At 68.5% G+C, this 18309-nt stretch carries 23 protein-coding genes; 13 read left to right on the forward strand and 10 right to left on the reverse strand.

Going from position 1 to position 18309, the window contains the following annotated elements; translation table 11 throughout:
* Window positions 1-173: 173 nt before the first annotated feature.
* The gene (locus tag ACFZCP_RS03740) at window positions 174-635 is read left to right on the forward strand and encodes a flavodoxin domain-containing protein (RefSeq protein ID WP_391423750.1); all 462 of its coding nucleotides are present in this window, start codon (window positions 174-176) and stop codon (window positions 633-635) included.
* A 98-nt stretch (window positions 636-733) separates the two neighbouring features.
* Here the strand turns inward: ACFZCP_RS03740 and ACFZCP_RS03745 are convergent, their stop codons facing one another.
* Window positions 734-892 carry a hypothetical protein gene (locus ACFZCP_RS03745; RefSeq protein ID WP_391423753.1) on the reverse strand — a complete coding sequence of 53 codons (159 nt, stop codon included), beginning with the start codon at window positions 890-892 and terminating at the stop codon, window positions 734-736.
* A 526-nt stretch (window positions 893-1418) separates the two neighbouring features.
* On the opposite strand from ACFZCP_RS03745, the gene ACFZCP_RS03750 reads away from it, so the two are divergent.
* A complete protein-coding gene (locus tag ACFZCP_RS03750) occupies window positions 1419-1916 on the forward strand; it encodes a hypothetical protein (protein ID WP_391423755.1) in 498 nt (165 codons plus the stop codon).
* A gap of 172 nt (window positions 1917-2088) precedes the next feature.
* On the opposite strand, the gene ACFZCP_RS03755 is transcribed toward ACFZCP_RS03750, so the two are convergent.
* On the reverse strand, window positions 2089-2409 hold the full coding sequence (locus tag ACFZCP_RS03755) for a DUF397 domain-containing protein (RefSeq protein WP_391423757.1): 321 nt from the start codon (window positions 2407-2409) through the stop codon (window positions 2089-2091).
* A gap of 11 nt (window positions 2410-2420) precedes the next feature.
* Window positions 2421-3266 (reverse strand): helix-turn-helix transcriptional regulator, encoded by an 846-nt coding sequence (locus ACFZCP_RS03760; protein ID WP_362681910.1) that lies wholly within the window; start codon window positions 3264-3266, stop codon window positions 2421-2423.
* A 203-nt stretch (window positions 3267-3469) separates the two neighbouring features.
* On the opposite strand from ACFZCP_RS03760, the gene ACFZCP_RS03765 reads away from it, so the two are divergent.
* From ACFZCP_RS03765 to ACFZCP_RS03785, 5 genes are all read left to right on the forward strand, one after another.
* Window positions 3470-3910, forward strand: a complete 441-nt coding sequence (locus ACFZCP_RS03765) for an ATP-binding protein (RefSeq protein WP_391423759.1) — start codon at window positions 3470-3472, stop codon at window positions 3908-3910.
* 153 nt (window positions 3911-4063) lie between these two features.
* Window positions 4064-4834, forward strand: a complete 771-nt coding sequence (locus ACFZCP_RS03770) for a trypsin-like peptidase domain-containing protein (RefSeq protein ID WP_391423761.1) — start codon at window positions 4064-4066, stop codon at window positions 4832-4834.
* Between the two features lie 136 nt (window positions 4835-4970).
* Window positions 4971-5927, forward strand: coding sequence for an NlpC/P60 family protein (locus ACFZCP_RS03775; RefSeq protein WP_391424682.1), 957 nt, complete (start codon window positions 4971-4973; stop codon window positions 5925-5927).
* A 230-nt stretch (window positions 5928-6157) separates the two neighbouring features.
* Window positions 6158-6862: a phosphatase PAP2 family protein gene (locus tag ACFZCP_RS03780; protein ID WP_391423762.1), complete on the forward strand. Its 705-nt coding sequence runs from the start codon at window positions 6158-6160 to the stop codon at window positions 6860-6862.
* A gap of 319 nt (window positions 6863-7181) precedes the next feature.
* Window positions 7182-7667 carry a hypothetical protein gene (locus tag ACFZCP_RS03785; protein WP_391423764.1) on the forward strand — a complete coding sequence of 162 codons (486 nt, stop codon included), beginning with the start codon at window positions 7182-7184 and terminating at the stop codon, window positions 7665-7667.
* Window positions 7668-7740: 73 nt separating this feature from the next.
* Here the strand turns inward: ACFZCP_RS03785 and ACFZCP_RS03790 are convergent, their stop codons facing one another.
* Entirely contained in the window at window positions 7741-9300 is a 1560-nt protein-coding gene (locus tag ACFZCP_RS03790) for an FAD-binding protein (RefSeq protein WP_391423766.1), read from the reverse strand.
* 322 nt (window positions 9301-9622) lie between these two features.
* On the opposite strand from ACFZCP_RS03790, the gene pstS reads away from it, so the two are divergent.
* From pstS to pstB, 4 genes are all read left to right on the forward strand, one after another.
* Window positions 9623-10750 (forward strand): phosphate ABC transporter substrate-binding protein PstS, encoded by a 1128-nt coding sequence (gene pstS, locus ACFZCP_RS03795; RefSeq protein ID WP_391423767.1) that lies wholly within the window; start codon window positions 9623-9625, stop codon window positions 10748-10750.
* A gap of 139 nt (window positions 10751-10889) precedes the next feature.
* Window positions 10890-11897, forward strand: a complete 1008-nt coding sequence (pstC, locus tag ACFZCP_RS03800; protein WP_391423769.1) for a phosphate ABC transporter permease subunit PstC — start codon at window positions 10890-10892, stop codon at window positions 11895-11897.
* Window positions 11894-12955, forward strand: coding sequence for a phosphate ABC transporter permease PstA (gene pstA / locus ACFZCP_RS03805; protein WP_391423771.1), 1062 nt, complete (start codon window positions 11894-11896; stop codon window positions 12953-12955). Before pstC ends, pstA begins: the two co-directional genes overlap by 4 nt.
* 39 nt (window positions 12956-12994) lie before the next feature.
* Window positions 12995-13771 carry a phosphate ABC transporter ATP-binding protein PstB gene (pstB, locus tag ACFZCP_RS03810; RefSeq protein ID WP_362681883.1) on the forward strand — a complete coding sequence of 259 codons (777 nt, stop codon included), beginning with the start codon at window positions 12995-12997 and terminating at the stop codon, window positions 13769-13771.
* A gap of 107 nt (window positions 13772-13878) precedes the next feature.
* Here pstB and ACFZCP_RS03815 read toward each other — a convergent pair whose 3' ends face one another.
* The 3 genes from ACFZCP_RS03815 to ACFZCP_RS03825 are packed head-to-tail and all read right to left on the reverse strand — an operon-like array spanning window position 13879 to window position 15759.
* Window positions 13879-14079 (reverse strand): DUF5988 family protein, encoded by a 201-nt coding sequence (locus ACFZCP_RS03815; RefSeq protein ID WP_391423773.1) that lies wholly within the window; start codon window positions 14077-14079, stop codon window positions 13879-13881.
* A gap of 53 nt (window positions 14080-14132) precedes the next feature.
* Window positions 14133-15131 carry an inorganic phosphate transporter gene (locus tag ACFZCP_RS03820; protein WP_391423775.1) on the reverse strand — a complete coding sequence of 333 codons (999 nt, stop codon included), beginning with the start codon at window positions 15129-15131 and terminating at the stop codon, window positions 14133-14135.
* Window positions 15132-15138: 7 nt separating this feature from the next.
* Window positions 15139-15759 carry a DUF47 family protein gene (locus ACFZCP_RS03825; protein WP_330339106.1) on the reverse strand — a complete coding sequence of 207 codons (621 nt, stop codon included), beginning with the start codon at window positions 15757-15759 and terminating at the stop codon, window positions 15139-15141.
* A gap of 206 nt (window positions 15760-15965) precedes the next feature.
* Between ACFZCP_RS03825 and ACFZCP_RS03830 the strand changes: the two genes are divergently transcribed.
* The gene (locus tag ACFZCP_RS03830) at window positions 15966-16271 is read left to right on the forward strand and encodes a metal-sensitive transcriptional regulator (RefSeq protein WP_362681875.1); all 306 of its coding nucleotides are present in this window, start codon (window positions 15966-15968) and stop codon (window positions 16269-16271) included.
* Between the two features lie 40 nt (window positions 16272-16311).
* Here ACFZCP_RS03830 and ACFZCP_RS03835 read toward each other — a convergent pair whose 3' ends face one another.
* Together ACFZCP_RS03835 and ACFZCP_RS03840 are read right to left on the reverse strand one after the other, a co-directional pair.
* Window positions 16312-16479: a hypothetical protein gene (locus ACFZCP_RS03835; RefSeq protein WP_362682054.1), complete on the reverse strand. Its 168-nt coding sequence runs from the start codon at window positions 16477-16479 to the stop codon at window positions 16312-16314.
* A 100-nt stretch (window positions 16480-16579) separates the two neighbouring features.
* Window positions 16580-17464 carry a hypothetical protein gene (locus ACFZCP_RS03840; RefSeq protein WP_391423778.1) on the reverse strand — a complete coding sequence of 295 codons (885 nt, stop codon included), beginning with the start codon at window positions 17462-17464 and terminating at the stop codon, window positions 16580-16582.
* Window positions 17465-17620: 156 nt separating this feature from the next.
* Between ACFZCP_RS03840 and ACFZCP_RS03845 the strand changes: the two genes are divergently transcribed.
* On the forward strand, window positions 17621-17794 hold the full coding sequence (locus ACFZCP_RS03845; RefSeq protein ID WP_391423780.1) for a hypothetical protein: 174 nt from the start codon (window positions 17621-17623) through the stop codon (window positions 17792-17794).
* 100 nt (window positions 17795-17894) lie between these two features.
* Here the strand turns inward: ACFZCP_RS03845 and ACFZCP_RS03850 are convergent, their stop codons facing one another.
* Entirely contained in the window at window positions 17895-18308 is a 414-nt protein-coding gene (locus ACFZCP_RS03850) for an NUDIX domain-containing protein (protein ID WP_391423782.1), read from the reverse strand.
* Window position 18309: the final 1 nt, after the last annotated feature.

Genomic DNA, 18309 nt, shown 5'->3' on the forward strand with positions numbered 1-18309 from the left:
GACACCGTCGAGCGCCTGAGCGGCCGGCCGAGGTCCTGGCGCGGCATCGCCACGCGGTACGACGAGACCCCGGACAGCAGGTGACGCAGGCCACCGTCGAGCGCTGTCACACTCACGGACCGTGCGCGGTTCTACAAGCACCGCATCGACGCGGAAGTGAGAGGAGCATCGTCATGAAGGCCATGATCGTGTGTGTCTCCGTTTCGCACGGCAACACCCAGAAGGTCGCCGACGTCCTGGGTCACGTCCTGGAGGCCCCCGTCGTCACCCCGGAGCAGGTCGACCCGGCCGAGCTGTCCGCCTGCGACCTCGTCGGATTCGGGTCGGGGATCTTCTCGATGTCGTTCCATCCGGGCCTGCGCCGGTTCGTCCGCGCCCTTCCGAGGGAGCAGCGACGCAAGGCGTTCGTCTTCGCCACCAGTGGGTTTCCCGAGCCGCCGTTCCGTCCCTACACCCGCCCCCTCACGGGACTTCTCGAACAGAAGGGCTTCGAGGTGGTCGGCTCCTTCTCGTGCCGCGCGCTGGACACCTGGCTCCCGTTCAAGCCCGTCGGCGGTGTCAGGAAGGGACGCCCCGACGCGGCCGACCTGGTGGCGGCACGCACGTTCGCCGAAGGGCTGCGGGCGCAGGAGTAGGACAGTGAGCGGGAGAACCGTGTGCCCTGCGAGCCGCCGACCTCACCCGCGTGGTCATCCACTCGGAGACCGTCCACCCCGACGTGCAAGCCGCCAGGTCAGTCACCGGCCTTTTTGCCGAACCATCCGAGCGACCGGATGAGGAACGCGCCGGTAAAGAGGATGCCGAGAGGAACGATTTTGAACCAGACGGCATCGGCTTTCGCGGCCGCGAGCAGGGCGATGGCGCCGATGGCCAGCGCCAGGAGCACGAGCATGCCCAGAAGGACACGAATCCTGGAAACCAAGGGAGGACTCTCCAATGTTCAGACGGGCTCTATTGACCAGACAGCGTCCGCTCCCCGTTGGACCGCCGGCGGTGGTTGACCAGTAGGGAGGCAGCAAGCTCCCCGGTGTGACAGCACGGCTCCGTCAGGAAGCTCACGGGGCGAGTCTCCCAACGCTGGCTTCCAAAGACGCCAGTAGAACTACGGAATCGAATACGTAGGTTCACCGGCCGGCGTGTGTCGGGGAGGCCGGGTGTGAGAAGAGGGGACTCGTCCAAGCAGTCCTCACCCTCCACCTCAACGCCTCGAACTGAGAAGGCTCAGTACGGCGGGAGCTTCCGCCAAGTGCAGGAGCCGTTCAACGACCGCAAAAACCAAAAGAAGCGACGTGTAAGGGTGCAATGGATGGAACCTGTGGCGCTCCGGGCGTTTCGCTCGGTGTGCCTCATGTGGCATGCGCTGACTAGAGCACAACCTATGGGGGCGAAAAGTGGAACTGCCCCGGAAGGCGGGAGATATGAAGCTCTATCAGCGAATCGCGGCCATCGGTGTTTCCGTCGTTGCACCATTTCTGCTCAGCACGAGCAGCGCCCAGGCACAGGACAACGGTCTTCTCTCGCTGCTCAACGGGAACTCGATCACGCTCCTCTGCATCCCGGTGGGACAAGCGGGTCAGGGGAACAGCGTGAGTGGTACACAGAACATCAATTGCAGCCAGAGCGCCGGACAGACCTCGACTCCACCCGGCCAGCAGGGCCTCACGGGCTACGAGGTGGTGCCGAAGAACTTCGACGTCCTTCCCCAATCGCTCGGTGTCCCTTTCGAGGCGGACTGCCCCGCCGGCAAGAAAGTGACGGGCGGGGGAATCCGCTGGACCGGGCACAGCACGGACATCGGTGAGCACGACAACGGCCCGACCAACGACAGCACCGGGTGGGTGGTCAACGTATTCAACACCGGGAACAACACGTTCTCGGGCACCGTCTACGCCATCTGCGTCAACACCGGCACCTGATATCCGGGTCGTTGCCGGTCCGCGTTCGGATGATTGCACCGCACAGGTGCACGACGCGGGCGGAGATGCGGCCGGTTCACGAGGAATTCGACGCGATGCGCGCCGGTGCGGGTGCAGTACCGGCGCGCCGTTTCTGTCCGCCGGCTCCACGACAGCTCAGCGGCCCGCGACGTCACACGGCGAAGTGGTCGAACTCGCCCGCCTGGACGCCGAGGACGAAGGCGTTCCACTTGCCGCGGGTGGTGGTGACGACCGTGTCGGCGGAGCGGAGGTGGAGGGGAGTGTCGCCGCTGTCGTCGTGGAGGCCGGGGGCGGGTTCCTCCTTGAGCGCGGAGAGGAGGGCGCCGAAGGCGGCGGGGGTGGTGGTGAGGACCGTTCTGCTGGGGTCGGCGGATTCGGTGAGGTGGACGGTGCCGGGGGTGGTGGCGGCTATGTGTATGCAGGAGTCGCCCTCGCCGCAGTACGAGGACTTCTGCCAGGTGAGCTCGGACATCATGGGTTCCTTCAAAGGTCCTGGGCGATGGAGTGGATCATTTCCCGTGACTTCTCGGGGGAGAGTGCTTTGGCTTCCATCCGCTTCAACAGGACGCGGTACTTGTTCAGCTGCGCCTCGGCGTCGAGGAAGACGGGGCCGTGGGACTGGTCGAGGTGAACCGTGTCGAGCTGAGGGACGGGGCCGCGCGAGTAGTAGATCGACTGCCCTGACCCCGGGAAAGCCCCGGCGGCGAAAGGCAGCACCCTGACGGTGATGTGATCCCGCTCGGTCGCGTCCAGCAGGTGCCGCAACTGGGCTCGTGCAACGGCCGGCCCACCGAACTGCATGCGCAGGGCGGCCTCGTGGATGAGCACGAGGTACGGCGTAGGCGGGACCCGGTAGAGCACGGCCTGGCGTTTGATGCGGAACGAGATCCGGTGCTCGATGTCGGGCGGAGCGAGATCGGGCACGACCTGGCGGAACGTCTCGCGGGCGTGGTCGACGGTCTGGAGCAGGCCAGGGATATGCACGGTGATCGCGGTGCACAGGTGCGTCGCGTGGTGCTCGACCTCGGCCAGGTCGAGCAGTGAGCCGGGCAGGATCTCGCGGTACTCCTCCCACCAGCCGCGTTTCCGGTCACCGATCAGGCCGGCGATCGCCTCGACGAGAGCGTTGTCCGAACAGTCGTAGTGGCAGGCCAGCGCACGCACGCGCTCGTGGCTCACCCCGGCCCGGCCTGCCTCGATGTTGCTGATCAGGGTCTGCTTGGATCCGAGCAGTTGACCGGCCTCGGTGGCTGTCAGGCCTGACTGCTCCCGGAGTTTGCGCAGCTCGGTGCCCAAGCGGAGTTGGCGCCCCGTCGGATTGGCTCTCACGGGCTTGTCCTCCTCGCCGCCCCAACTGTCACTCACATGGGTGCATCTGAAATGGGTTTTAGCGAAATCGAGTAATGCATTACTCGGACGCCGCTACCTTACAACCGGGCCCCCACCCCAGAAGCGCACCGGATCGACGGACCGGCAGGCCACTGGGCACCCGGACACGACGCCTCAACCGCCTTCACCGACCGGAGACTTCCATGCCCACCGTAGCCCCGCCCTGGACCTACACCCTTCAACTCCCGCATGATCCACGCGCACCGGGGATCGCGCGGGCGACGCTGCGCAGCGTTCTTGCCGCGCACGATCTCTCCGCCCTCGCGCCCACCGCCGAACTCCTGGCCGCCGAGCTGCTCGCCAACGCGCATCTGCACACCGCCGGGCCCTACGCCCTGCGTCTGCTCGGCAGGGAGCCGGGGCGACTCTGCGTGGCCGTCTGGGACACCGACCCGCGGGTTCCGCCCGGCTTCTGCGCGGAGGGGGCCGCCGTGGCGCCGGACGACGCCGAGTCCGGGCGCGGGCTGCACCTCGTACGGGCGTGTGCCGATTCCTGGGGAGCGTCCGTGCTGCGCGAGCTGGGGGCGTCGAAGGGCGGGAAGCTGCTGTGGGCGGAGTGCCGTGGTGGGGGCGATCCGGCGTGACGCGCGGGGGGCGCGAGAGGGGGGCGCACAGTACCGTGGGGTGCACGCCTTACGCCTCTCCGGAGAAGCACAGCGGCCATAGGTAGGTTTCACAGGAAAATCTCAGTGAAGTCAGGGCGGGATTCTCACCTTCATGGGAGAGAGTGAGGCCTGATGAAGCGCATCTCACGCATCTGGCTCACCTCGCGTCCCGCCTTGCTGTGTGCTGTGGTGACGCTCGCCCTGACGTCGGCATCCGTGGCCGCCGCCTCGGACGGGCCGGGCCCCTTCGGGGTCACGGCCGTCGCCGACGTGACCTCACCGAACAAGCGGATCGGTGCGCTGTTCGACGCGGACCGGGTCGGCAAGCTGGCCGGCGGGCACTTCTGCAGCGCCTCGGTGGTCCACAGCCCGCAGCGCACGCTGATCGTCACCGCCGCGCACTGTGTGGACGAGGACAACGGCGATCTTGTCTTCGTGCCGGGGTACCGGGACGGCAAGGCGCCCTACGGGGTGTGGAAGGTGGGCAAGCGGTTCCTGCCCGACGGGTGGGCCAAGAAGCAGAGCGAGGACAGCGACATCGCCTTCGTCCACCTGGAAGAGGTCGGCGGGAAGCGGATCGAGGACGTCGTGGGCGGCAACCGGTTCGCGCCCGGGGTGGCCACCGGTGCCACCGCCGTGACCGTCACCGGCTATCCGGACTCCCGCGAGGCGCCCATCACCTGCACCAACAGGCCCGCCCCGCAGGGCCGCACACAACAGCGCATCGACTGCCCCGAGTTCACCGGCGGCACCAGCGGCAGCCCCTGGATCAACGGCGACCGCCAGATCGTCGGAGTGCTCGGCGGACACGACAAGGGCGGCACGACGGCGGACACCTCGTACAGCGTGGTGCTGCGCAGGGAAGCGGCCGAGCTGTACAGGGACGCGATCGGCGCCCGCTGAGAGCACCTCCCCCGGGACGCCTACCTGTGAAATGGCGCCACTTCGCGCCCAAATGGCCTTGAACGGCCTCCGCATGGGGGAAAGTTGAACCGTGCGGAAGGTATGGGTGATCGGTGGAGCGGCCGTCGGGCTCGGCATGGGCTTCGTCATGCTGCTCGTCATCGGGGTGTACGTCGTCGCCGGAAACCTCGTCAACAGCGCGACGACGAGCGGCCGCGGGCTTGCCAAGGGAGCCGTGCCGTCCGCCTACAAGCAGCTGGTGCAGCAGTGGGGCAATCTGTGTCCCGCGCTCAGCCCGGCTCTGCTCGCCGCCCAGCTGTACCAGGAGAGCGGGTGGAACCCGACGGTGGTCAGCCCGGCCGACGCGCGCGGCATCGCCCAGTTCATCCCGGGCACCTGGGCGACCCACGGCATCGACGGCAACGGCGACGGCAAGCGCGACATCTGGGACCCGAACGACGCGATTCCGTCGGCCGCTTCGTACGACTGCGAACTGGCGAGGTATGTGAAGACCGTCCCGGGAAACACCACCGACAACATGCTCGCCGCCTACAACGCGGGCGCCGACCGAGTCATAAAGGCGGGCGGCGTCCCGGGCATCAGCGAGACGCAGAACTACGTCCAGCGCATCCGCAGCCTGGAGAAGAGCTTCGCCGCGCCGGTCCAGCGGCTCGATCCCACCCGGCAGGCCGCCGGTGCCATCGGGTTCGCGCAGAGCAAGCTCGGCACCCCGTATCTGTGGGGCGGCAACGGCACCGCCGACCAGGGCGGCCGCTTCGACTGCTCGGGCCTGACCAAGGCCGCCTACGAGGCGGTCGGGATCACGCTTCCCCGGGTGGCCAACGACCAGTACAACGCGGGCGCGCACCCCTCGCGGGGGCAACTGCTCCCCGGGGACCTCGTCTTCTTCTCCGACAACCTCACCGATTCGCGGGCCATCCGGCACGTGGGGATCTACGTGGGCGGTGGATACATGATCGACGCGCCGCGGTCGGGGGCCGTGATCCGGTTCGACCCGATCGACACACCCGACTATTTCGGTGCCACCCGGGTCACCGAGGATGGCGCAAAAGCACTCCCCACCAAGGTGTGAACGGTCCGTGAACCTGCCCCCTGAGCTGCAATAACGAGTCTCTCTTCGATAACGTCTGCGTGATCATTCAGTGGAGAGTGGAACGTATTAACGGGGGCCGTGCGTTCCTGTTGACGTAGCCGAGCGGACGTCAGTGCGGCAGTGCAGCGGAAGCGGATCTACGAACCACGGGGGGCAGGAGCGACGCACACGAGGTGCGTCCGGGAAGACGACGAAGGGGCCGCAGCACCATGGCTGTACTCGCCGAATCCGGATCGAACCCCGACGTCGAACTGCTCTACGACATCAACGGCCTGGCCAAGGACGCGCCGCACGGGTTCGACCGGGTCATGGAGTTCGTAGGTGAGTACGGGCTGCTGCTCGCGATGGTGCTGATGGTGCTGTGGTGCTGGTGGTCGGTGCGCCGCCGGGCCGACGAGGACGCCGCGTCCTCGGTCGCCGCGCTGGTGTGGGCGCCGCTCGCGGCCGGCCTCGCGGTGCTGGTCAACGTACCGATCAGAGGATTCGTCGCCCGCCCCCGGCCGTTCAACGACCATCAGGGACTGGACGTCCTCGTCTCCGGCAAGACCGACTTCTCCTTCGTCAGCGACCACGCGACGATCACGATGGCGCTCGGTGTCGGGATGTTCGTCGCCAACCGCCGCTTCGGCATCGCGGGCATCGCGCTGGCGCTGCTGGAGGGCTTCTGCCGGGTGTACATGGGCGTGCACTACCCGACGGACGTCATCGGCGGCTTCGCGCTCGGCACGGCGGTCGCGCTGCTCCTGTCCCCGCCGGCGATGGCCCTGCTCACCCCGGTGATGAAGGCGGTGGAGCGGTCGCCGCGGGCGGGCTGGATCGTCCGGAGCCGCCGGGCGCCGGGCGAGCGGAGGGACGCGCTGGTCCCGGGCGCCCGCAAGCCGGTGGAGTCCGAGGAGCGCGACCTGGCGGCGTGAGTCCCGCGCACGACGGCGACCGCAGACCCGTCACGGCTCCGCCGTCACCCGCCGGAAGGCCGAGCTGGAGCCCCTGGCGTGAAGTGCCCCGGCAGGGCGCGCTCGGCAGGGCGCGCTCCGCACCGCGGTGCCCGGCCACGGCTGCTGGGACCGGGCCGGCACTTGCGCTGACGCCCCTGATCCCGAGATCCCGAGATGCCCGAGATCCCGATGCCGAATGGATCCGCATTCCTCCCTTTGGCTCCGTTCAGCTGGGCATGTCATGGCGGGCTCCTGCAGGCTTGAAGCGCAGAAGGATCCTGCCCGGGAAGGGATAGCTGTGACGAAGCAGACCACAGAGTTCTCTGCTGGTGGCTACGGTGACCACGAGACCGAATTCAAGACGCTGTTCGACACTCTGGGGTCTGCGCTGCAGAACTTGATCTTCGATGAAGCCGTGACTCCGGCGGCTTCGGCGGAGTCCGGGTCGGCGGGCCAGTTCTGCGCCGTCATGATCCTCGGCCACTCGGACCGTGTGGACACCCCCGGCCTCACTCCTGAGCAGCGTCGCGCCGACGAGCTGGCTGCCAGCACGAGCCGTGCCGAGAGTGCCAGAGACTGGCTGTTCGACCAGATCGCCGAGCTCGTGCTGGCGGCAGGAGGCATCGTCCCGGCCGACATCGCCTCCCTGCAGAACGTCGCTTTGCCGATCGCGGCATGTGGCTCCGCCGACCTGATCCACGTCACTCCCGCGAGTCCGGCCGAGCGAGCCGAGAACCGTCGGGTGCAGTTCTTCGTCTCGACCTTCTCGCCCGGTACACCGTGAACGAAAACGCGGTCGTCGCCAGCTGTGCCGGAGCCGTGCTCCAGAGCTACAGCCCCGGAGCCGTGCTCCGGAGCTACAGCCCCTGTGCGTAGGCGAAGAACCTCGCCGGGTCGTACTGCTTCTTCACCTTGGCCAGGCGCGGGGCCGCGTCCCCGTAGTACGCCGTGCGCCAGTTCGTCAGGGTCGGGTCCGTGTAGTTCTGGTAGGCCGCGCCGGAGGCGTACGGCTTCATCGCGGTGTGGGCGGAGGTGAGCCAGGCCTGGGCCGAGGAGCCGGTGCCCCCCGCGCCCCAGGACGCTATGTACTGCGCCAGCATGCGCGAGCGGCGGTGGACGAAGGCGGTCGCCGTCGGGCTGACACGGTTGACCGCGCCGCCCAGCGCGGTGAACGCGATGCTGCCCCCGCCGCCCCGGACCGAGCCGATCTGCCGCAGCAGGGTCTGGATGCCCGCCGAGGACAGGGAGCGGTCGAAGAAGTCGGAGCGGGCCGCGTAGGTCTCCCGGCCCAGGCGGCCCTGGGGGGAACGGCCGGGGGTGGAGCCCGGCAGGTGGCACTGGGCGTCCGTGGAGAAGGAGGAGCAGCCGGCGTAGATCTCCATCGCCTCCTCGTAGCCCCGGCGGCGCAGGGTCACGGAACGGGCGTCGGCGCCGGCCTTGTGCGCGAGCTGGTCCACCGCGTTCTGGAGTTCGCCGTAGGTGCCGAGGGAGAAGCAGGCCACCGAGATCGTCGGGGTGCCGCCCGGGGTGTTCGCCAGGTGCAGCGAGGACCAGATCTCGTCGGGCTGGGACGGTCCCCACTCCTGCCAGGCCTTGATCACCGTGGCGGCCTTGGACCACGACCAGGTCATGTACGCGGTCACCGCCTGCGGTGCCGCATGCGTCTTGAAGTGCAGCTCGGTGACGACGCCGAAGTTGCCGTTGCCCGCGCCGCGCAGCGCCCAGAAGAGGTCGGAGTGGTTGTTCGCGTCGGCGGTCACCTGCGTGCCGTCGGCGGTGACGAGCGTCGCCTGGGTGAGGCTGTCGCAGGTCAGGCCGTAGGCGCGGGAGGCGACACCGTGGCCGCCGCCGAGGACCAGGCCGGAGACGCCGACGGTGGGGCAGGAGCCCGCGGGTATGGTCACGCCCTTCGCGCCGAGCGTCCGGTAGACGTCGATCAGCTTGGAGCCGGCGCCGACCACCGCCTGCCCGCCGCTCACCCGGATCCGGTTCAGCCGGGAGACATCGAGGATCAGCCGGTTGTCACCGGAGGAGTAGCCTGCATAGGAGTGTCCGCCATTGCGTATGGACACCTTGATCTGATGTGCGTGGGCGTACGCCAGGGTCGTACGGATGTCGTCGGCATGCGAGACATAGGCGACCGCGGCGGGCTTCAGGCCGTCGAAACGGGTGTTGTACAGCTGGTGGGCCGTCTTCCAGGTGGTGTCGCCGGGGCGCACCAGAGGGCCGTCGAGGTCGCGGGCGAGAGCTGCCCAGTTCGCGGCGGCGACCTGACTGGTGGTCTTCAGGGCCGTACCGGAGGATGAGAAGGCGCGCGTCGAGGACCCGGCGGACGTGCCCGAGCCAGAACTGCATCCCGTCAGCGCGGTCGCCGCGAGTGCGGCCGCGCCGCCCGATATGAACGTTCGCCGTTGCATGTCCGTCGCCCTTCCTCGGCTCTCCTGGGACGAGACGACGGTGTGCGCACAGAGGTTCCCGTGACAGGTGAACGAGCGGCGAATACGTGTTCGTGCAACCCCCCTGTCGGAATCTCCATGTGCCCTCCCCGTAAGCATTCCGTGACCTAACCAGGCCGATGGCAGGGGTTCACCCTCCGTTCACTTATGGCCATCGGCCGCTTCACCTGATCTGCCTAATTTCGGCCCTACCCGATGCGGGGGCGGTCATGAACGCGCTCGCGCTCTCTTACTTGCCTCGCACGCCGCCCCTAGCGGCGGCTCCTGGAAGGAACTCCCGAAAGTGAAGCTTCAGCGCAAGAACCGGCTGCGCGCCCTGTCTCTCGGTGCCATCGCGGTCTCCGGCGCCCTGGCCCTGACGGCGTGCGGCTCGGACGACAACGGCAACAACAACGCCGGCGGCAAGTCCTCGGCGCCGGCCAGCGCGGGCTCCATCAAGTGTGACAACGCCAAGGGCCAGCTGCTGGCCGATGGCTCCTCCGCCCAGAAGAACGCGATCGACGCCTGGGTGAAGCAGTTCTCGCAGGCCTGTGGCGTGCAGATCAACTACAAGGGTGGCGGCTCCGGTGCCGGTGTCACCTCCTTCAACCAGGGCCAGCTCGCCTTCGCCGGTTCCGACTCCGCGCTGAAGCCGGAAGAGGTCACCGCCTCCAAGCAGGTCTGCAAGGGCGGCGAGGGCATCGACCTCCCGATGGTCGGCGGCCCGATCGCCCTCGGTTACAACGTCCCGGGTGTCGACAACCTGGTCCTGGACGCTGCGACGACCGCCAAGATCTTCGACAGCAAGATCAAGTACTGGGACGACGCGGCCATCAAGTCCCTGAACAAGGGTGCCAAGCTCCCGCACCTGAAGATCCAGGCCTTCCACCGCTCCGAGGACTCCGGTACCACGGACAACTTCACCAAGTACCTGATCGCCACCACCCCGGCCAACTGGAAGTACTCCGGCGGCAAGGCCTGGCAGGCGCAGGGCGGCCAGGCGGCCTCCGGCTCCGCGGGTGTGGCCCAGGGCGTCAAGCAGAACTCCGGCGCGATCGGCTACTTCGAGCTGTCCTACGCCAAGGACATGACCACCGTCTCCATCGCCACCGGCGCCAAGGCCCCGGTCAAGCCCTCCGTGGAGAGCGCCACCGCCGACATCGCGGCCGCCAAGGTCGTCGGCACCGGCAAGGACCTGTCGCTGAAGCTCGACTACGCGACCAAGGCCGAGGGTGCCTACCCGATCACCCTGGTCACCTACGAGATCGTCTGCGACAAGGGCAACAAGGCGGACACCCTGCCCGCCACCAAGGCGTTCCTCAACTACATCGCCTCCGAGGACGGCCAGAAGCTGCTGTCGGACAACAGCTACGCGCCGATCCCCGACGAGATCATCGCCAAGGTCCGCACCACCATTGCCGGCCTGAGCTGACCTGATCCCAGAGTGCGGCCCGGTTCTCCTGCGACCCGGGCCGCACCGTCCGGTGCACCGCCGCCCGGAGCCGGTCCCCGAAAGGGGATCGCCTCCATGGAGCCGCCCACCCAGTGGCTCCGCAGACCGGAGAACCTCGATGGACATATCAACAAAGACCACTGACGCACCCCCGCCCACGCCCGAGCCGGACGTGGCCAGGCTGAAGCGCAACGCCCGTGGCGCGACCCGCCCCGGCGACCGCATCTTCCTCGGCCTTTCCCGTGGCTCCGGCATCCTGTTGCTGGTGATCATGGCCGCGATCGCGGTCTTCCTCACCTACCGTGCCTCCCTCGCGATCAGCAAGGACCACGGCAACTTCCTGACCACCTTCGAGTGGAACACCAACCTCACGCCGCCGAGCTTCGGCATCGCGGTGCTGGCCTTCGGCACGATCGTCTCCTCGATCATCGCCATGGCCCTCGCGGTCCCGGTCGCCGTGGCGATCGCGCTGTTCCTCACCCACTACGCCCCGCGCAGGCTGAGCGGTCCGATCGCCTACGTGATCGACCTGCTCGCCGCGGTGCCGTCCATCGTCTACGGCCTGTGGGGCGCCCTGATCCTCGTCCCGCACATGCAGGGGCTGTACGGCTGGCTGAACGACTACCTCGGCTGGACCGGCATCTTCTCCTGGGACGGCGGCGCTCCCCGCGCCATGCTCACCGTCGGCATCCTGCTGGCGATCATGATCCTGCCGATCATCACCAACGTGAGCCGCGAGGTGTTCCGCCAGGTCCCGCGGATGCACGAGGAGGCCGCCCTGGCCCTCGGCGCCACCCGCTGGGAGGTCGTCCGCATGTCGGTGCTGCCCTTCGGCCGCTCCGGCGTCATCTCCGCCTCGATGCTCGGCCTCGGCCGTGCCCTGGGCGAGACCATGGCCGTGGCCACCGTGCTCTCCCCGAGCTACGACATCCAGACCAGCCTGCTCGACCCGGGCGGCGGCACCTTCGCCCAGAACATCGCCAGCAAGTTCGGTGAGGCCACCGAGCAGGGCCGCGACGCGCTGATCGCCTCCGGCCTGGTGCTCTTCGTCATCACCCTGCTGGTCAACGGCGCGGCCCGTGCGATCATCGCCCGCCGCAAGGAGTACTCGGGGGCCAACGCATGAGCACCGCAGCCGTCCGCCACAAGCGCGCCAGCACCCTGCGGGCCGCCAGCCTCCCGAAATGGACGCCGTACGCCATCGCGGCCGGCTCCCTCGCGCTCGGGATCGGCATCAGCGCCGCCGCCGGCCTGCAGAGCAAGATCCAGTGGGGTCTGATCGCCGCGATCCTGTTCGTCCTCGGCACCTACGGCATCGCCGCCAAGGTGGAGGGCCGCCGCCAGGCCAAGGACCGGGTCGTCACCTCGCTCGTGTGGGTCGCCTTCATGGTCGCCGTCGTCCCGCTGGTCTCCCTGATGTGGGTGACCATCTCGCGCGGCGTGAAGGTCCTGAACGTCTACTTCCTGACCCACTCCATGGGCGTCGTCGCCGACTCCGAGCCGGGCGGTGGTATCTACCACGCCATCATCGGCAGCCTGGAGCAGGTCGGTCTGGCCACGCTGATCGGCGCCCCGATCGGTGTGATGACCGCGATCTACCTCGTCGAGTACGGGCGCGGCCGCCTCGCGTCGGCGATCACCTTCTTCGTCGACGTCATGACGGGTATCCCGTCGATCGTCGCGGGTCTGTTCATCCTCAGCCTGATGCTCATCTTCAAGATGCAGCCGTTCGGCTTCGCCGGTTCGCTGGCCCTGGCCATCCTGATGATGCCGGTCGTCGTCCGCTCCACGGAGGAGATGCTCAAGCTCGTCCCCAACGAGCTGCGTGAGGCCTCGCTCGCCCTCGGTGTGCCGAAGTGGCGGACCATCCTGAAGGTGGTCCTGCCGACGTCCATCGGCGGTATCACCACGGGCGTTATGCTGGCGATCGCCCGTATCGCGGGCGAGACCGCTCCGGTGCTGCTGCTGGTGTTCGGCAACCCGTTCATCAACAACAACCCCTTCGAGGGTGCGCAGGCGTCGCTGCCGCTGTACATCTACCAGCAGTATTCGCAGAGCGCGGGCGCCAACGCGGCCTACGACCGCGCCTGGGCGGCGTCCCTCACGCTGATCGCCTTCGTGATGATCCTCAACCTGGTGGCCCGCGGCATTGCCCGCTGGAAGGCCCCGAAGACCGGTCGCTGACCGCGGCCCCCTCAGCGACTGACTGGAAGTGAAGTACTAATGGCCAAGCGAATCGATGTAAGCGGACTCACCGCCTACTACGGCTCCCACAAGGCGATCGAGGACATTTCGATGACCGTCGAGCCGCGCTCGGTGACGGCGTTCATCGGCCCCTCCGGCTGCGGCAAGTCGACGTTCCTGCGCACCCTGAACCGTATGCACGAGGTCACCCCCGGTGGCCGCGTCGAGGGCAAGGTCCTCCTGGACGACGAGGACCTCTACGGCCCCGGCGTCGACCCGGTGTCGGTGCGGCGCGAGGTGGGCATGGTCTTCCAGCGCCCGAACCCGTTCCCCACGATGTCGATCTTCGACAACGTGGCCGCGGGCCTGCGCCTGAACGGCAGCTACAAGAAATCCGAGCTCGCCGACATCGTCGAGAAGTCCCTCAAGGGCGCCAACCTCTGGAACGAGGTCAAGGACCGGCTGAACAAGCCCGGCTCGGGTCTCTCGGGCGGTCAGCAGCAGCGGCTGTGCATCGCGCGTGCGATCGCCGTCGAGCCGAAGGTGCTGCTCATGGACGAGCCCTGCTCGGCCCTGGACCCGATCTCGACGCTCGCGATCGAGGACCTGATCGGTGAGCTGAAGGAGCGCTTCACGATCGTCATCGTGACGCACAACATGCAGCAGGCGGCCCGTGTCTCGGACCGCACGGCCTTCTTCAACCTCTCCGCCGTCGGACAGCCGGGCCGGCTGATCGAGATCGACGACACCGAGCGGATCTTCTCCAACCCCTCGGTCCAGGCCACGGAGGACTACATCTCCGGCCGCTTCGGCTGAGCCGGTGCGGTTCCTCCGCTAGAACCCCTCGCGGTGCTGCATGGCGGTGCCACCGCGAGGATGCAAAAGGGCCCGCCCCTGGTTCCCGGGGGCGGGCCCGCAGCATGTCACTCGGCCACTTCGGTCCGTTCCCACCAGCGGTAGACGGTGACCCGTCCGTCCGAGGTGTCCTCGTGCCGTGTGGTGACCTTGTAGTGCTCGTATCCGCCGGTGTGCGGGATCTTCAGCTCTTGGCCGGGGGGAACGATCGGCACGGTGGTGCCCGCCAGATCGTCCGGCCCGCCTTCGAGGAGTGCCTTGGTAGTCATATGTCCAGTCTTGCCACTGGGGCGACTACCGCATCTCGGGACCGTCCGGGGTGCTACAGCACCGTCAGCTTCACGATTCCGAAGGCGAGGGCCGCGACCAGGGCGGCGGCCGGCATGGTGATGAACCAGCCCATGACGATGTTCTTGGCGACGCCCCAGCGCACCGCGTTGACACGCTTGGTCGCGCCCACGCCCATGATCGCCGAGGTGATCACATGGGTCGTGGAGATCGGGGCCTTGAAGAGGTAGGCCGTGGTGAACATGATCGACGCGCCGGTGGTCTCGGCGGCGAAGCCCTGCGGAGGGTCGAGTTCGATGATCTTGCGGCCCAGCGTGCGCATGATGCGCCAGCCGCCCGCGTAGGTGCCCAGCGACAGCATCAGCGCGCAGACGACCTTCACCCAGACCGGGATCGGATCGCCGTAGGTCTCATGGCCGGAAATCACCAGTGCCATCACCACGACACCCATCGTCTTCTGGGCGTCCTGGAGACCGTGACCGAGGGCCATGCCGGCCGCCGAGACGGTCTGGGCGATGCGGAAGCCCCGCTTGGCCTTGTGCGGGTTGGAGCGGCGGAACAGCCACAGGATGGCCGTCATCACCAGGTAGCCGACGATCAGGCCGACGACCGGCGACAGGAACATCGGGATGACGACCTTGTCCAGGACGCCGTTCCAGAGCACGGTCGTGCCGCCCGCCAGGGCCGCGCCCACCAGGCCGCCGAACAGGGCGTGGGAGGACGAGGAGGGCAGGCCGTAGTACCAGGTGACCAGGTTCCAGATGATCGCGCCGAGGAGGGCCGCGAAGAGGATGCCCATCCCCTGGGAGCCCTTGGGCGTCTCGATCAGGCCCTCGCTGACGGTCTTGGCGACCCCGGAGCCCAGGAAGGCACCCAGGAGGTTCATCGCCGCGGCCATGGCGAGCGCCGCGCGCGGGGTCAGCGCACGCGTCGACACCGACGTCGCGATCGCGTTCGCCGAGTCGTGGAAACCGTTCGTGTACGTGAAGAAGAGCGCGACCGCGATGGTCACGATGAGAGCGAAGGTGTCCATCGACGCCTCAGGACTCCTTGACGGCGATGGTCTCCACCGTGTTCGCCACGTGCTCGAACGCGTCCGCCGCCTCTTCCAGGACGTCGACGATCTGCTTGAGCTTGAGCACCTCGATCGCGTCGTACTTGCCGTTGAACAGGTGGGCCAGCAGCTTGCGGTGGATCTGGTCCGCCTGGTTCTCCAGCCGGTTGACCTCGATCCAGTACTCGGTGAGGTTGTCCAGCGTGCGCAGGTTCGGCATCGCCTCCGCCGTCAGCTCGGCGGCCCGGGCCAGCACCTCGATCTGCTGCTCGACGCCCTTCGGCAGCTCCTCGACGTTATAGAGGACGACCAGGTCGACGGCCTCCTCCATGAAGTCCATGATGTCGTCGAGGGAACCGGCGAGGGAGTAGATGTCCTCGCGGTCGAAGGGCGTGATGAACGAGGAGTTCAGCTGGTGGAAGATCGCGTGCGTGGCGTCGTCACCTGCGTGTTCCGCGGCCCGCATACGCTCTGCGATCTCGGCCCGGGCAGACGCGTCCGCCCCGAGCAGTTCCATCAGGAGTTTCGAGCCCGTGACGATGTTGTCCGCGGATGCGGCAAACATGTCGTAGAAGCTCGTCTCCCTGGGGGTCAGACGAAAGCGCACGTGGGGTCCTCGGGGTGCTTCGGTTTCGGTCAGGCTGATGCTAGGCGCAACATCCGGCCACGGCTATCGGGCCGTCCCCCAGTGTCGCCCATGGGGCATGGTGATCAGCACAGGGGCGTACCAAGGGCCCTTTACCCAGCAAAATTCGTTACCATATACCCACCAGGGGTATGTATCCGCAGTTCGTCCCGAGATGGAGGCCCGCGATGACGACGACCGAGGCCGGCGCCACGCACGGTTACCACAAGCAGAAGGACGAGCACCTCAAGCGACTGCGCCGGATCGAGGGCCAGATCCGCGGCCTGCAGCGCATGGTCGACGAGGACACCTACTGCATCGACATACTCACCCAGGTCTCCGCGTCCACCAAGGCCCTGCAGTCCTTCGCCCTGCAGCTGCTGGAGGAGCACCTGCGGCACTGCGTCGCCGACGCGGCCCTCAAGGGCGGCGAGGAGATCGACGCGAAGGTGGAGGAAGCCACCAAGGCGATCGGCCGGCTGCTGCGCACCTGAGCCGGGGGCTCCCGCCCTGGCCGCCGGCACCGCCGGGACCTCAGGCGCCCGCCGTCTCCCGCTCCTCGGCCACCCGCAGCACCTCGTCGATGCTCTCCATGCTGAGCCGGTCCTCGGCGGCCGAGGCGGCGATGATCAGCTCTCCGCACAGGTCGATCTCGGCGAGGGCCACGTGGTCCTGAACTGCCGTACCGCGGACCGGAGCCACGTGCATCACCTCATCTCTGCCGTCACCACTTCCTAGAGTAGGCAGTGGTCTACACACCGCGCATGGCACGGACGGGCTAGTTCAAGAGTGGGGTTCCGGACTAGTGCGCAGGCTGGTTCTCGCCACCGCCGCCGCTCTCGTTCTCGGCGATCCGGCCCGCGTAGATGTCCTGCGGACGCGGCAGGCGCACGTCGACAGGGGTGCCGAAGCTGTACAGCAGCGTGGTCGAGGCGACCGCCACGCTGGCCTTCTCCCGGCCGTTGACGAAGCTGAAGCGCTGGCGCAGCTTGCGGATGCGGCCCTCGTCGTCCAGGTAGGCGTCGAACGGAACCTCGGACGAGGCGAACCCTCTCGCCGCCGCCCGCAGCGGCGCCCTGTCGTCGGCCGAGGCGGAGGCCGCCGCGGTGGTCAGGTCCGCGGTGCCCCGGTAGTGCCGCACCGGCGTCCCGGCGACCTCGGTCTGCCCCACGTAGGTCGCCCTGCGGGTCCCGCGCAGCACCTCGGCGGCCGTGTACGGGTCGGTCACGCCGCCGGTGACCAGGTTGCCGTCGGACAGGCTCGCGGTCTCCACCCGCACCCACTTGTCGGGGGGCACCCCCGCGCCGCGGTTCTTCATGAACAGGGCGCCCGGGGCGAGGAGTTCGGTGATGGGCCGGTGCTCGGAGGTGCCCGCCGGGTCCTCCGGCAGCACGACGGTCAGCCGGCCGATGCGGTGCCGGTAGTCGTAGACCCCCCTGCCGCGGATGGTGACCCGGGTGCCGCCGGTCGCCATCTCCATGGACGTGGTGGCCTTGGAGGTGCCCGCCCCGCGCAGGGTGTCGGCGGCGCGGTGCAGGGCGGCCACCGGGTCGCCGAGCGAGCCGCTCACGCCCTCCGCGGCGGCCCCGCTGCCGGAGCACCCCGTGGCACCCGCCCCGAGCCCGACCATGATCCCCACCGCGACGGCCGTCCTGCCTGCGCGCCTGTGCTGCTCCCGCCGATCCATCGCCTGCCTACCCCCAGCCGGTACGTCCGTCACGGGCCCCCTGTCGTTTCGGTTAACGACGAGTAGGGGGTGCCGTCACGCGCCGCCCGGGCCGTACCGAGGGCGGAAAATGGCCATACAACCTCTTTAACCGAGCGGGTCGGTAACGTTGTCACCGTGGTGCAGCAGGAGGGGCCGGAGGGAATCCGGCAGGGGCAGGAACACCTCACGACGACGACCGAGCAGGGCCGCTTCTGCCTGGCCCGGTGCACGTGCGGCTGGCGCGGCCCCGCCCGCCGGGCCCGCAGCCAGGCCCGTACGGACGCGGAGGGGCACCTGGCGGGCGGGTGAGAGCGCCTGGCGGGCAGGCTGAGGGCATCTGGTGGGCGCGTGAGGGCGCCTGGTGGGCGGTGAGGGGCGCCTCGGGCGGGGGATCCGCCCGCCCCTGGGCTCAGGTCTGTTCGATGGGGTGGCCGAGGGCGTCCACGAGTTCGCGGTCGCGGGGCTGGGTCAGCCGGCCGCGGGCCGAGCCGGGGGAGAGCCACAGGATGCGGTCCACCTCGGCGGTCGGGGTGAAGTGCCCCGTCGTCGCCTCGGCCGCCCAGTAGCGCACCTGCTTCGGGCGGCCGTTGGCCAGATAGTGCATGGTCGGCAGCTCGGGGCCGGGGTCGGCCGCGTACCCCGTCTCCTCCGCGACCTCGCGCAGGGCGCCGGCGAGCGCGGCCTCACCCCGCTTGAGCTTGCCCTTGGGATGCGACCAGTCGTCGTACTTCGGCCGGTGGACCAGGCAGATCTCCAGCCCGCCGTGCACCGGCGAGCGGCGCCACAGCACGCAGCCCGCCGCCTGGACCGTGGTGTCGTTCACA

Source organism: Streptomyces sp. NPDC007971 (assembly GCF_042958635.1).
GTDB lineage: Bacteria > Actinomycetota > Actinomycetes > Streptomycetales > Streptomycetaceae > Streptomyces.

What these genes read in the sequence shown, in the direction of transcription:
- ACFZCP_RS03830 (WP_362681875.1), top strand. Translation starts at nt 15,966, where the DNA reads ATGACGACGACCGAGGCCGGCGCCACGCACGGTTACCACAAGCAGAAG.
- ACFZCP_RS03750 (WP_391423755.1), top strand. Translation starts at nt 1,419, where the DNA reads ATGAAGCTCTATCAGCGAATCGCGGCCATCGGTGTTTCCGTCGTTGCA.
- ACFZCP_RS03780 (WP_391423762.1), top strand. Translation starts at nt 6,158, where the DNA reads ATGGCTGTACTCGCCGAATCCGGATCGAACCCCGACGTCGAACTGCTC.
- ACFZCP_RS03740 (WP_391423750.1), top strand. Translation starts at nt 174, where the DNA reads ATGAAGGCCATGATCGTGTGTGTCTCCGTTTCGCACGGCAACACCCAG.
- ACFZCP_RS03820 (WP_391423775.1), bottom strand. Translation starts at nt 15,131, where the DNA reads ATGGACACCTTCGCTCTCATCGTGACCATCGCGGTCGCGCTCTTCTTC.
- ACFZCP_RS03770 (WP_391423761.1), top strand. Translation starts at nt 4,064, where the DNA reads ATGAAGCGCATCTCACGCATCTGGCTCACCTCGCGTCCCGCCTTGCTG.
- pstB (WP_362681883.1), top strand. Translation starts at nt 12,995, where the DNA reads ATGGCCAAGCGAATCGATGTAAGCGGACTCACCGCCTACTACGGCTCC.
- ACFZCP_RS03840 (WP_391423778.1), bottom strand. Translation starts at nt 17,464, where the DNA reads ATGGATCGGCGGGAGCAGCACAGGCGCGCAGGCAGGACGGCCGTCGCG.
- ACFZCP_RS03775 (WP_391424682.1), top strand. Translation starts at nt 4,971, where the DNA reads ATGGGCTTCGTCATGCTGCTCGTCATCGGGGTGTACGTCGTCGCCGGA.
- ACFZCP_RS03790 (WP_391423766.1), bottom strand. Translation starts at nt 9,300, where the DNA reads ATGCAACGGCGAACGTTCATATCGGGCGGCGCGGCCGCACTCGCGGCG.
- ACFZCP_RS03765 (WP_391423759.1), top strand. Translation starts at nt 3,470, where the DNA reads ATGCCCACCGTAGCCCCGCCCTGGACCTACACCCTTCAACTCCCGCAT.
- ACFZCP_RS03815 (WP_391423773.1), bottom strand. Translation starts at nt 14,079, where the DNA reads ATGACTACCAAGGCACTCCTCGAAGGCGGGCCGGACGATCTGGCGGGC.
- pstC (WP_391423769.1), top strand. Translation starts at nt 10,890, where the DNA reads ATGGACATATCAACAAAGACCACTGACGCACCCCCGCCCACGCCCGAG.
- pstA (WP_391423771.1), top strand. Translation starts at nt 11,894, where the DNA reads ATGAGCACCGCAGCCGTCCGCCACAAGCGCGCCAGCACCCTGCGGGCC.
- ACFZCP_RS03755 (WP_391423757.1), bottom strand. Translation starts at nt 2,409, where the DNA reads ATGTCCGAGCTCACCTGGCAGAAGTCCTCGTACTGCGGCGAGGGCGAC.
- ACFZCP_RS03745 (WP_391423753.1), bottom strand. Translation starts at nt 892, where the DNA reads ATGCTCGTGCTCCTGGCGCTGGCCATCGGCGCCATCGCCCTGCTCGCG.